11 protein-coding genes are annotated in these 12355 nt (G+C 68.3%); 8 read left to right on the top strand and 3 right to left on the bottom strand.

Annotated elements, in window-relative coordinates:
• Positions 1–32: 32 nt before the first annotated feature.
• Entirely contained in the window at positions 33–944 is a 912-nt protein-coding gene (locus ODJ79_RS38580; protein WP_263028646.1) for a hypothetical protein, read from the bottom strand.
• Between the two features lie 73 nt (positions 945–1017).
• Here ODJ79_RS38580 and ODJ79_RS38575 point away from each other — a divergent pair, with 73 nt between their 5' ends.
• The 8 genes from ODJ79_RS38575 to ODJ79_RS38540 all read left to right on the top strand — a co-directional run bounded on the left by ODJ79_RS38575 (position 1018) and on the right by ODJ79_RS38540 (position 9719).
• Positions 1018–1695 (top strand): hypothetical protein, encoded by a 678-nt coding sequence (locus ODJ79_RS38575; protein ID WP_263028645.1) that lies wholly within the window; start codon positions 1018–1020, stop codon positions 1693–1695.
• Between the two features lie 101 nt (positions 1696–1796).
• Entirely contained in the window at positions 1797–2351 is a 555-nt protein-coding gene (locus ODJ79_RS38570; RefSeq protein WP_263028644.1) for a gamma carbonic anhydrase family protein, read from the top strand.
• A 263-nt stretch (positions 2352–2614) separates the two neighbouring features.
• A complete protein-coding gene (locus tag ODJ79_RS38565) occupies positions 2615–2803 on the top strand; it encodes an AMP-binding enzyme (protein WP_263028643.1) in 189 nt (62 codons plus the stop codon).
• Positions 2804–2942: 139 nt separating this feature from the next.
• Complete coding sequence (locus ODJ79_RS38560) at positions 2943–4361, top strand: endo-1,4-beta-xylanase (RefSeq protein WP_263028642.1); 1419 nt, start codon at positions 2943–2945, stop codon at positions 4359–4361.
• A gap of 85 nt (positions 4362–4446) precedes the next feature.
• Positions 4447–6468: a hypothetical protein gene (locus ODJ79_RS38555; RefSeq protein WP_263028641.1), complete on the top strand. Its 2022-nt coding sequence runs from the start codon at positions 4447–4449 to the stop codon at positions 6466–6468.
• Between the two features lie 134 nt (positions 6469–6602).
• Positions 6603–7892 carry an ABC transporter substrate-binding protein gene (locus ODJ79_RS38550; protein WP_263028640.1) on the top strand — a complete coding sequence of 430 codons (1290 nt, stop codon included), beginning with the start codon at positions 6603–6605 and terminating at the stop codon, positions 7890–7892.
• A gap of 40 nt (positions 7893–7932) precedes the next feature.
• On the top strand, positions 7933–8814 hold the full coding sequence (locus tag ODJ79_RS38545) for a carbohydrate ABC transporter permease (RefSeq protein WP_263028639.1): 882 nt from the start codon (positions 7933–7935) through the stop codon (positions 8812–8814).
• Between the two features lie 11 nt (positions 8815–8825).
• Positions 8826–9719 carry a carbohydrate ABC transporter permease gene (locus tag ODJ79_RS38540; RefSeq protein WP_263028638.1) on the top strand — a complete coding sequence of 298 codons (894 nt, stop codon included), beginning with the start codon at positions 8826–8828 and terminating at the stop codon, positions 9717–9719.
• On the opposite strand, the gene ODJ79_RS38535 is transcribed toward ODJ79_RS38540, so the two are convergent.
• Together ODJ79_RS38535 and ODJ79_RS38530 are read right to left on the bottom strand one after the other, a co-directional pair.
• Positions 9709–10800 (bottom strand): ABC transporter ATP-binding protein, encoded by a 1092-nt coding sequence (locus tag ODJ79_RS38535; RefSeq protein WP_263028637.1) that lies wholly within the window; start codon positions 10798–10800, stop codon positions 9709–9711. The two genes, ODJ79_RS38540 and ODJ79_RS38535, sit on opposite strands and share 11 nt — an antisense overlap.
• 157 nt (positions 10801–10957) lie before the next feature.
• The coding region (locus tag ODJ79_RS38530; protein ID WP_263028636.1) for a non-reducing end alpha-L-arabinofuranosidase family hydrolase at positions 10958–12355 on the bottom strand (1398 nt) is incomplete at its 5' end.

The following is a 12355-nucleotide window of genomic DNA, read 5'->3' as shown; positions in this document are numbered from 1 at the left end:
TGACTCTTGCTGATCTGACCGCGTGGCCTGGTTCAGGTCGCGGACAGGTCGGCCATTTGCCGTGGGGTGGCCGGTCGGAGACTCTGCATCATCTCGCGTTGTACGGCCGGCTGCACCGGCTGGTCCGACGACTCGGGCGAGGCGAGTACCAGCAGTTCACCCTGGACGTCCAGCAGATCTACCTCGCTCGGGTGGATCCGCTGCCATCCGCCGCCCGGATAGGCCGTACAGCTGCCGCCGCGGACCTCGGTACCCAAGAACAGGGCGATGGCCAGGGAATTATGGTTGGGGCCGCAGGACTTCGGCGGTTGCCAGGTCGGCGGGGTGGGCAGCTCGAGCAGGACGGTGGTCGGGCCGCCCGAGATCGCTGCGACGTGCAGTTCGATCGTGCGGTAACGGGGGTACGCCTCCGCCGAGGTGACTCGCCAGCGGCTCTGATCGGGCAGCCGGGACACCGCCGCGAGCTCGGTGAAGCGGTGCAGCCGATCGCGGCGCGGGCTGGTCACATCGCCCGCGACCACGGCGGCCACGAGCGCGACCACGATGCTGCCGCCGATCAGCCGGGCGGGCCGGGCGACTCGGGTCGCGGCCGCGCCGAGGAACGACGCCACGCCTACGGCGGCGAGAAAGGGGTACGGCGGGCGGGGCGTTCCGTACGCGAAGCCGTCGTAGGCCCCGATCGCGAGGCCGACGCCGAGCGAGCCGATCGCCGCCACCGACGCCGCCCAGAGGCCGCGCCGGCCGGCGAACAGCAGCAGCAGGCCGGAGCCCGCCAGGAGCAACATCGCTCCCGCCGTCCAGCCGAACGGATAGACCGGGAACCAGCAGATGTGCTCCTCGCAGGGCCGGCTCATCCGCTCGGCCCAGGTCCAGTAGGCGCCCAGGCCGAGCCCGGCGGCCAGACCTACGGCCGGCGGGACGACCCACTGTCGTGCGTTGCCCACGGATCACCTCGCTTGTCCGGTCGCCAGTAGGATATCGATTAACGTCATATCGATATGTGTCAGAGGTGCTCAGGTGCTGACGGGTGGCCGCATCGGGATCGTGGCGTTGCTGGTCTGCCTGGCCGGCTGCTCCGCCGACCCTCCTGCATCGCCCGGCCGATCCTCCGGTCCGGCCCCGAGCACGCCGGCCGCGGCATCGCCCGAGGCGTCCGTCCCGTCCGAGGCGTCCGTCCCGTCCGAGGCGTCCGTCCCGTCCGAGGCGTCCGTCCCGTCCGGGCCGCCCGACTGGCCCTACGCGTCCGACTCGACAAAGGTTTGGGACTTCGTTCCGCTCGCCGGTGCGTCGGCCGAGGCGATCGCCGCCGGGTTGCAGCAGACGTGGCATCTGACCCGCACCAGCCCGCAGCGGCGAGGGGAGCTGCGGGAGACCGTGTATCGGGCGGGCGTTCAGCCGGCGAAGGGCCGCATGATCGACGCGGTCTTCGAGGTCGACACGGCCGGGCGGCTGCGCCATCTCGAGTGCGCGGGTGGCGGTGCCAAGGTCCGCGTGGTTGCGGACGCGCCGTTGCGCGATTACGTCTTCGACTGCGCCCGGCGAGCCGTTCCGGCCGCATCGTGGGCGGCGGTGAGTCAATGGCTGGACCAGTCGTACCAGGTGCATGACCGGCAGTGGGAGTTTTCGGGCACCGGCTTTGTCACGATGCTGCTGGTCTCTGACGACTGGGTGCGGGTGCAGATTACCGGCCGCTGACCGGTCTGCCGTATTGGACCAGCGTGCCGGGGCGACCAGGCCGGCGTGGTGTGGTGCTGATCGCGGTGCGTCGGGCCGGGATCCGGCGCAGACTGGCGGGCATGGTCAACATGCACCCGGACGCCTGGATCTCACCGCATGCCATCGTGACCGGGGACGTGACCATCGGTGCCGGGTCGAGGGTTCTCGACCTCGCGGTGATCCACGCCGTGCACGGCCCGGTGGTCATCGGGAGCGACGTCGTGGTGATGGAGCACGCCCTGCTGCGCGGCCGGGCCCAGCACCCGCTCGTGATCGGCGACTCGGTGCTGGTCGGTCCGCACACCCACCTCAACGGCACCCACGTCGAGGACGAGGTCTTCATCGCGACCGGCGCGTCGATGTTTCCCGGCTCCCGCGCCGGTACCGGCAGCGAGCTGCGGATCAACAGCGTGCTGCAGGTGAACTCGCGCCTGCGGCCCGGAACGGTGGTACCGATCGGCTGGATCGCGGCCGGCGATCCAGCCGAATTGTTCTCGCCCGACCGGCACGACGACCTGTGGTCCGTGCAGCAGGGTCTCGACTTCCCCAACACGGTCTACGGCGTCAGCCGCGAGACGTCGATGCGCGAGATCATGCGACGCCAGTCGCAGCACTACGCACCGGACGAGGCATAGCCATTCCCGTCCTCACTCGTGCGCCCATTGCTGGCACTATCACGGCGTGCTTCAACAACAAGATCTCGACCGGCTCGCCGCGGCGTGGCGAGCTCAGGGCGCGCCGACGCCCGGCTCGCTCGCGCCCGGCTTGAGCGAGGCGGAGTTGGACGCGTACGCCGCCGAGGTGGGCTTCGATCTGCCGGGCGACCTGCGCGTCTGGTGGGGATGGCACAACGGCGCGGTCGACGGGGTGCACAGCCTGGGCGCCCAGGTGGGCGTACGTGGTGGGCCGCCCCGACGACGAGACCGGCGAGGCCGTGCACGCCTTCGTGGTGCCCGCGACCGGCCGCCGCCCCGACGCGGCGACGCTGCGCGGGCTGCTCACCGGGCCGGCCGTCCCGAAGACGATCACCGTCATCGACCGGGTTCCGCTCACCGCCGCCGGTAAGCCGGACAAGTCCGCACTCTGACCGACGACGGCTCCCATTGAAGTACATAACTGTGATGTGCTTCAATTTCCATAACGTTGGGAGCGCTCCCAGCGCGGTGCCGTCAAGGGCCGCGACCGCCCCTCGCAAGCCGCCAGGACCTCGAGGAGGAAGCGCACCGATGAACGACATTTCCGTCCGCCCGGGCCGCCTCGGACCGCTTCTCGGCGGCGCCTGCGCCGCCCTGGTCGCCTCGGCGGTGGTCCTGGTCACCGTCGCCCACGCCGATGCCGCAAGCGCGGCCGGTACCACGTTGAAAGCGGCGGCCGAGCAGAGCGGCCGCTATTTCGGAGCGGCCATGGGGCAGGACCGCCTCAGTGACTCCGGCTTCCTCACGATCGCCAACCGTGAGTTCGACATGATGACCGCGGTCAACGAAATGAAGCCGGACGCGACCGAGCCCTACAGCGGCCAGTTCACGTTCACCGCCGGTGACGCGATCTACAACTGGGCGACCCAGCACGGTATGCGGGTCCGCGGCCACACCCTCGCCTGGCACGGTCAGCAACCCGGCTTCTGGCGCAACCTCAGCGGCAGCGCGCTGCGGTCGGCGATGATCGAGCACATCAACGGGGTGATGACCCACTACAAAGGCAAGCTCGCCTACTGGGACGTCGTCAACGAGGCCTTCGCCGAGGACGGCAGCCGGCGGCAGTCCAATCTGCAAGCGACCGGCAACGACTGGATCGAGGCGGCGTTCCGGACCGCGCGTGCCGCCGATCCCAGCGTGAAGCTGTGCTACAACGACTACAACATCGAGAACTGGTCGTACGGCAAGACGCAGGGCGTCTACCGCATGATCCAGGACTTCAAGTCCCGCGGCGTCCCGGTCGACTGCGTCGGCTTCCAGACGCACTTCACCGGCGGCAGTTCGCTGCCGAGCACGTTCCAGCAGACGCTGTCCAGCTTCGCCGCTCTCGGCGTCGACGTGGCCCTGACCGAGGTCGACGTCACCAACGCCGCCACATCGCAGTACGCCGGACTGACCCAGGCCTGCATGAACGTCCCCCGCTGCGTCGGCATCACCACGTGGGGCATCCGCGACAGCGACTCCTGGCGCGGCAGCGAGAACCCGCTGCTCTTCGACCGCAACAGCAGTCCCAAGGCCGCGTACACGGCCGTGCTCAACGCGCTCAACGCCGCGCCCACCACCGAGCCGCCTACCACGCCGCCCACGACGCCGCCCACCACGCCTCCCACGACACCGCCCACCACGCCCCCCACCACCGCGCCGACGGGGGCCTGCACCGCGACGTTCCGCATGGTCAATACGTGGCCGGGTGGCTTCCAGGGCGAGGTGACGGTGGCCAACACCGGCTCCGCGACCTTCAGCGGCTGGACCGCCCAAATGACACTGGCCAGTGGACAGACCGTCGCCAGCCTGTGGAACGGAACCAACTCCGGCACCAGCGGAACGGTCAGCGTCCGCAACGCCGGCTACAACGGTTCCGTCGCCGCGAACGCCTCGACCACCTTCGGTTTCACGGTCACCGGCAGCAGCAGCACCGCGCCCAGCGACGTCTCCTGCACCAGCCCCTGACCGGTTCCCCGCCGGCCGGTGCCAATTCTGTAATGATTGGTGGAGTATGGGTAGATAGGCCCGGCTTGCGCTGGAGGGGCTCGCGATGATCCGTCCCCGGTCACTCGGGGTGCTCGTCCTGGTCACGCTGATCGTGGGGTCGCTGCCGTCATCGGTCGCCACCGGCACCGTGATGGCCGCCCCCACGGCGCCGCTCACCAACACCGCGCACCTGGACTTCCTGCGCGTACAGGTGACTCCGCCTCAACAACCGGGCCACACGACGTATCAGATCGCTGCGCGGCCGAGCGTCGGTGAGCTGTGGACGTATTCGGCGCCGGGGCCGAACGGGACCTGGAGCCGGCTGGGCGGCGGAGCCTACGATCCCGCCACCGACACCTGGGAGCAGGGCGCCTTCAACGCCGACGACGTGTCCCGGGCGGCCGTCGTCTACCTGCGCCACTGGCGGCAGACCGGATCCGCCGCGAGCCGCTACGCCGCGTTCGAGCTGTTGCGTGGCCTGACCTACATGCAGACGGTGACCGGACTCAACCGGGGCAACGTCGTGTTGTGGATGCAGCCCGACGGCACCCTGAACGCCAGCCCGGTGCCGGTCGAGCCGCCCGACCCCTCCGACAGCGGCCCGTCCTACTGGTTGGCCCGCACCATCTGGGCGCTCGGCGAGGGCTGTGCGGCGTTCCGCGACACCGACCCGTCCTTCGCCGCGTTCCTGCGCCGGCGCATGGAGCTGGCCGTCGACGCCGTCGAGCGTCAGGTGCTCGGGCGTTACGGCACGTACCAGATCATCGACGGCCGGCGCACCCCCGCGTGGCTGATCGTCGACGGCGCGGACGCCACCGCCGAGGCGGTTCTGGGCCTGGCGGCGTACGTCAGGGCAGGCGGGAGCGACCGGGCGCGTACGGTCATGCGGCAGCTCGCCGAAGGCATCGCGCAAATGTCCGGAGGCAACGCCCGGCACTGGCCCTTCGGCGCCGTCCGCCCCTGGGCGCTGTCCCGCTCGGTCTGGCACGCCTGGGCCTCGCAGATGCCGGCCGCCCTGGCGCGCGCCGGCACGCAACTGCACGCCCCGTCGCTGATCGGCCCCGCGGTGGAGGACGCCGCGGTCTTCACCCCGTGGCTGATGACCTCGGGAGGGCCGGACAACGGCCGCCAACCCACGGCCGACGACCGGAACCAGATCGCGTACGGGGTGGACTCCCGGGTGCAGTCGCTGCTGGCCGTGGCCGAGGCGACGGGCCGGGCCGGCTTCCGCCGGCTCGCGGGCATGACCGCGGCCTGGTTCTTCGGGGCCAACGCCGCCGGCGTCCGGGCCTACGACCCGGCGGCCGGCACCACCGTCGACACGATCGAGGCGAACGGCACGGTCAACCGCAACTCCGGCGCCGAGTCGACGATCCATGCGCTGCTGACGATGCTGGTGCTCGACGCCAACCCGGACATCGCGGCCGTGGCACGAACCGCCGGCATCGTCGAGCGGGTGGGCACGACGACGGTCGAGGCGGAGGCCGGCAGGCTGGCCGACGGCGCCACGGTCGTGACCCCGTCCTCGAGCTGGACCGGCGAAGCGGCCTGGAGCGGGGCGGCCTACGCGAGTGTCCCGGCCGGCGGGCGGGTCTCGTGGCGGCTGGCGGCGTCCGACCAGGCGCGGCTGGTGCTCCCGGTCGTCGACCTGCAATCGGGCAATGGCGCCGCCACGGTGTGGATGTCAGGGGAGCGGAGCCTGGGCCGCGTACGCAGCGGCGACATCGGTCCGCAGGGCGCCTCACCGGCGCCGGGCGCGCTGCTGCCGGTCGCCCTCCCCGCCGTCCTGCCGGCGGCCGCGACCAGGCTGTCGACCCGCGGCACGCGGGGTACCACCTCGGTCGACGCGGTGATGCTCGAACCGATGGTCTCCCGGCTCCTGCTCGGCGCCGGCGCGCACGGCACGGCGCTGTTGCGGAGCGCGGCACAGTCGCCGCGCCGGGTCGCGGTGGCCGTGCCGGGGAGCGGACCGTCGGTCACCGAGGTCTACGACGCCGCGGGACGGCTCCGGGCCCGCTACGACGACCCCGGAGACGACGTGTCGGCACCGGTCTTGCCGAGCGGCTTCACCGTGATTCGGCGGTGAGATCCGTTGGTATGTCCCTCTAACCGACTATGTGCTTAGTAATTGGCGATCCGCGGCAAAGCGCTGCAAGTATGCTGGTATCGCCAATATCCGCTGCTGTTCCTATTGAGTCATCAGGGGGCTAGAGGACGGGTATGGGAAGGCGCCTGATTTCGGTTCTCGGGGCCGCCGCTGCGTCGGTCTTGCTCGCGGCCTGCATTTCCGACGGCGGTGGACCGCCGGAGTCCGCGAACACCTCGCGCGGTCCGATCGAGGTCTGGCTTTCGACGAACCCCGAAGAGGTGGCCTGGGGCGAGAAGGTGGTCGCCGCCTGGAACAGCCAGCACCCGGATGAGAAGGTCACCGCGCAGCAGATCCCCGCCGGTAAGACCTCGGAGGAGGTGATCTACGCCTCCATCGTGGCGGGCAACGCACCGTGCGTGGTGATGAATACCGCTCCCTCGGCGGTGCCGCAGTTTCAGAAGGCGGGCGGCCTGGTGCCCCTTGACGTCTTTCCGGATGGCAACTCGTATGTCGAGGCGCGGACCGGCAAGCAGCTGGCCGACCAGTACCGGTCACCGGACGGGCGCTTCTACCAGATTCCATGGAAGGTCAATCCAGTGATGATCTTCTACAACAAGAAGCTCTTCGCCGAGGCGGGACTCGACCCGGCGCACCCGCAGCTGACGACGTGGGCCGAGTTTCTGCAGACCTCCCGGACTCTCGTGCAGAAGGGCGTTGCGCACGCGGCGATCTGGCCGGCGCCGTCGAGCGAGTTCTTCCAGTCCTGGTTCGACTTCTATCCGCTGTTCGCCGCGCGAACCGGGCAGCAGCTCGTCGAGGACGGACGACCGACGTTCGATTCCCCCGACGGAGTGGCGGTGGGGCAGTTCTGGCGGACCATGTACGCGGAGAAGCTCGCCCCGCAGGAGAGCTACAACGGTGACTCGTTCAAGGACGGCCAAGCCGCGATGGCGATCGTCGGGCCCTGGGCGATCTCCGTCTACCAGGCCGCCATCGATTGGGGTGTCGTTCCCGTTCCGACCGAGGACGGGACACCCGCTGATCAGATCCACACGTTCAGCGACGAGAAGTCGCTGGCCATCTACTTCGCCTGCGAACACCGCCTCACCGCCTGGGACTTCGTGAAGTTCGCGACGAGCCAGGACTCGGACGGCCGGCTCCTCGAGCTGACCGGCCAGATGCCCATGCGGCAGAACCTACCCACGGTCTACGCGAGCTATTTCGTCAAGCATCCGGACTACCAGCAGTTCGCGGACCAGGCGGGTCGCGTCGTGGAGGTGCCGAACGTGCCCAACTCCACCGAGATCTGGCAGACGTTCCGAAATGCCTGGACCGCGTCGGTGGTGTTCGACGACGAGCCGATCGACAAGGCCTTCGCCGACGCGGCCGCACGAGCCGACGACCTCTTGGCCAAAGGTTGATGTCATGCCATCAGTACCTGGCGCGCCGTCCGAACCTCCGATGGAGAAGGAGAGATGGCTGGGTGAACAGCCCGTCGGTCTGCTCTTCATTCTCCCCTACGTGGTGTTCCTGGCAGCCATCTTTGTCTACCCGCTCATCGTGCAGTTCTTCATCTCCTTCAAGGACTACTTCTTCGCGGCGCCGGGGGCCACCGTCGACCGGCCGTGGGTGGGCCTGCAAAACTATGCCGAGGCCGTCCAGGACCCGACGTTCCAGCGTTCGCTGTTCAACGTTTTCGAGTTCATGATCGTCAACGTGCCCGCAACGGTTTTGCTCTCGCTCGTGCTGGCATACGCATTGAATGCGAAGATGCGCGGGCTGTCGTTCTTCCGCGGCGCCTACTACGCGCCCTACGTCACGGCCAGCGTGGCGATCGTGACGGTCTGGCTCTTCATGTTCGGCGAGACCGGCCTGGTCAACACGATCCTCGGGCCGCTCGCCCCCGACCCCTCGTGGCTGATCAACAAGTATTGGGCCATGCCCATGATCGCGATATTCGTTACCTGGAAGCAGCTCGGGTTCTTCATCCTCCTCTACCTCGCGGCGCTGCAGAACGTACCCAAGGAGCGCTATGAGGCCGCCGATGTGGATGGAGCGGGCACGGTTCAGAAATTCTGGTCGGTCACGGTTCCGGGCGTCCGGCCGGCGACGACACTGGTCGTCATCCTCGCGACCATCACCGGGATGAACCTGTTCACGGAGCCCTACCTGCTCACCAATGGAGGGGGGCCCAACGGCGCGTCGGTCACGCCGGTTTTCTACATGTACCAGAAGGGTGTCGAGCAGGGTCAGGCCGGATATGCGGCGGCCATCGGCATGATCCTGCTGGTTGTCACGCTGGGAATCGCGCTCGTCCAGCGGCGACTGCTCGAACGGGACTGACGGAGGGCATGATGAGCACACCGGCGACGACCTCATCGAAGGGTGAGCCGACCGAGCAGCAGCTTTCCGTCGAGCCGACCCCGCGTAACCGGCTGAGGATGCTGATCCTGGCCGTCGGCGCGGTCGTGTTCATCTTTCCGTTCTATTACATGGTGATCGGCTCCCTTCAGGCGGAGGCCGACAAGTCGTTCGCCGGCGTCCTGCCACAGCCGGACAACATGACGGTAAGGAACTACCAGGAGATCAACGAGGCGATCGACGCGCCCCGGGCGCTGGTGAACTCGACCGTATTCACGATCGGCGTGCTGTTGTGCACGGTCGTGTTCGGCATACTCGCCGGCTACGCCCTCGCGGTCATGCATTTCCGGGGACGGACAACCGTGCTCTCCGCCGTGCTCCTGGTCCTGGTCATCCCGTTCCAGCTGCTGCAGATCCCGCTGTACGTCCTGATCGTCCGTGCCTACGGTCTGGGCGACACATACCTCGGAATGATCATCCCGTTCGCCATCAACTCGACGGCCGTTTTCATCTTCCGGCAGTTCTTCCTCCAGTTGCCCAGGGAACTGTTCGAGGCCGCCCGTATCGACGGTGCGAGCGAACTGAAGACGATGCTGCGCATCGCTATCCCGTTGGCACGCCCGGCCATCCTCAACGCCGTCCTGCTTACCTTCATCGGCCCATGGAACGAGTTCCTGTGGCCGTTCCTGGTGACCAAGCAGCAGAACATGCAACCGTTCGCGGTGGCGTTGGCCAACTACATGAACAACGTCGCCGGCCGGGCAACCAACCCCGACGGCGCGAACATGGCCGGGGGAGTTCTGCTGGCGATCCCGCCGGTTGTCCTGTTCCTGATCTTCCAGAAGCGCTTCACCTCGACGAACATCGGGTCAGGGGTCAAAGGCTGAACAGGCGCTCGCCGGTCTCCGGGTCGAACAAGTACGCCTCGTCCGTCGTCGGCATCAGATGCACCGTGTCGCCCTTGCGCGGCGGCCGCCGGGGGTCAACCCGCGCGACCACGATCCGACCATTCTCGGCGCCGGCAATCGTGCCGTACACGAAGGCATCGGAGCCAAGCGCCTCGACGACGGTGACCGTAACCGGCAGACCCTGGCCGTCGGCAAGCCGGAAGGATTCCGGCCGCACCCCGTACGTGGCTTGATCGAGCCCGCGGGCATGCGCCGCTGCCAGGATCTCAGGAGACACGGGCAGGACCGTCTCGCCCAGTCGGCCGCCCTCGGCCACCAGGTCAACGGGGAACAGGTTCATTGCGGGCGAGCCGATGAACCCCGCCACGAACACGTTCGCGGGCACCTGGTACAGGCGGAGCGGCGTGTCCACCTGCTGCAGGATCCCGTCCTTCAGCACCGCGACCCGGTCGCCCATCGTCATGGCTTCCACCTGGTCGTGGGTGACGTACACGGTGGTGATGCCCAGCCGGGCCTGCAGCGCGGCGATCTGGGTCCGGGTCGACACTCGCAGCTTCGCGTCCAGGTTGGACAGCGGCTCGTCCATGAGGAACACCTGAGGCTCGCGCACGATCGCCCGGCCCATCGCGACGCGCTGCCGCTGGCCTCCGGACATCGCCGCCGGCTTGCGGCCGAGGAGGTCTTCCATGTCGAGCAGTCGTGCTGCCTCCTGGACGCGGCGGTCCCGCTCCTGCTTCGGGACGCCCGCCATCTTCAGCGCGAACCCCATGTTTTCCGCAACCGTCATGTGCGGGTACAGGGCGTAGTTCTGGAAGACCATCGCGATGTCGCGTTCCTTGGGCGCCAGCCGGGTCACGTCACGGTCGCCGATGAGGATCCGGCCCCCGTTGACGAACTCCAAGCCGGCGAGCATCCGAAGGCTGGTGGACTTCCCGCAGCCCGACGGGCCCACCAGCACCAGGAACTCGCCGTCCTCGATTGTCAGATCGAGTCGGCTGACCGCCGGTCGGGTGGCGCCCGGAAACATGCGAGTCGCCGTTTCGTACGTCACGGTCGCCATCGGAAGTCTCCGTTCGCGCGCCTGTTCTGCACCTATTGTACGAGTTCGTGCCAGGCGGCGAGACGTTCTCTCCATCCGCGGTCAGCCGACCTGCCTGCCGGGGAGCCCGGCCGGCTTACCGGTGGCGTACGCCCGGTAGGCCGGCCGGACAAAACGGCTAGCGCTGCAGGGTCAGCACACCCGGCCGCCATGGCAGCAGGTTGTAGTCGCCTCCCGCGCTGGGGTTCTTTCCCTGGTAGAGGAACTGGAGGTTGCACGGATCGATGGTCTTGGTCTGGTCGGGGTTGCTGCGGACCAGGTCACCGTGGCTGATGTCGTTGGTCCACGTGGCGCCGCTGTTGGCCTTGCCGGCGAAGGGGTTGCTCTCGCTGGCGGCCTGCGGAGTCCACGAACCGCTCAGACTGCTGGACGTGAACGAGCGGAAGTAGCGGCCCTGGCTCCCGAGCGCCTCCACGATCATCAGGTACTGGTTCTGGCCCTGGACCTTGTAGACCTCGACCGCCTCGAACAGGTTCGCCTGCGAGTCGCTCATGACGGTCGTGTAGCTGGAGCCGAAGCTGCCGGGGAAGTTCCCGATCGGCATGCTGGCCCGATAGATGTTGCCGTTGTCACCGGCGAAGAACAGATACATGTTCTGGTCGTCGCCGATGAGCGTCTGGTCGATCACGCCGGTGCTGGAGTTGGAGATGCTCCCGGTGAACAGCGCCTGCGCCCCGGACCAGCCGTTGGCGTTGGTCGGGTCGCTGGAGGTCTTGTAGTTGAACGCGTTGGGACCCCACTGGTAGGCCAGCACCCAGACGTTCTTCGGGGCGAAGTACAGGAGCGTGGGCGCCACCGTGGCCTGCCCCATCCCGGTCTGGCCGGCCGAGGCCATGTCGGACCAGTTCGTGAAGAGGCTGAAGTTCATCGAGCCGTACGATCCGCCGCTCGACACGTTCGACCCGTAGACCAGGTGCTGCCCGTTGTAGACGACGTTGGTGAAGTCCTTGAGCGACACCCACCCGTTCTGCGGGTTCGCCAGCGCACCCGTCGACGACCAGCGGTACGACGACGGAAGCGAGCATGATCCGGTCGGGGGCGGGGAGGTCGTCGGCGGCGGGGTGGGGTTGTTGCCGAAATTCGTCCGCCACTGCTGGTTGGACTGGCCGTGGCAGTCGTAGATCTGGACCTGCTGGCCGTTGCCGGTGCCCCAGACGTCCAGGCAGCGTCCGGACTGCACGCCGCTGATCGTGCCGTTGGAGTTGACGTTCCACTGCTGGTTCGTCTGGTTGTTGCAGTCCCAGATGATCACCGCGGTGCCGTTGGCCGTGCCCTGCCCGTTGGCGTCGAGGCACTTGCTGCCGTACACCTGCAGTTGCTTGCCGGAGGTGTAGGTCCACTGCTGGTTGGACTGGCCGTGGCAGTCGTAGAGCTGGACGCGGGTGCCGTTGGTCTGCGTCGCGTTGGGCACGTCGATGCACCGGCCCGACTGCACACCGACGATCGTGCCCGAGCCGCCCGGCGGGTTCGGTGAGGTGCTCGTCGGCGGGGTCGTGGTCGGCGAGGTGGTCGGCGG

Source organism: Actinoplanes sp. KI2 (assembly GCF_025630775.1).
Taxonomy (GTDB): Bacteria; Actinomycetota; Actinomycetes; order Mycobacteriales; family Micromonosporaceae; genus Actinoplanes.
The sequence above is the reverse complement of the archived record's forward strand: the minus strand, read 5'-3'. Positions and strand labels throughout refer to the sequence as shown.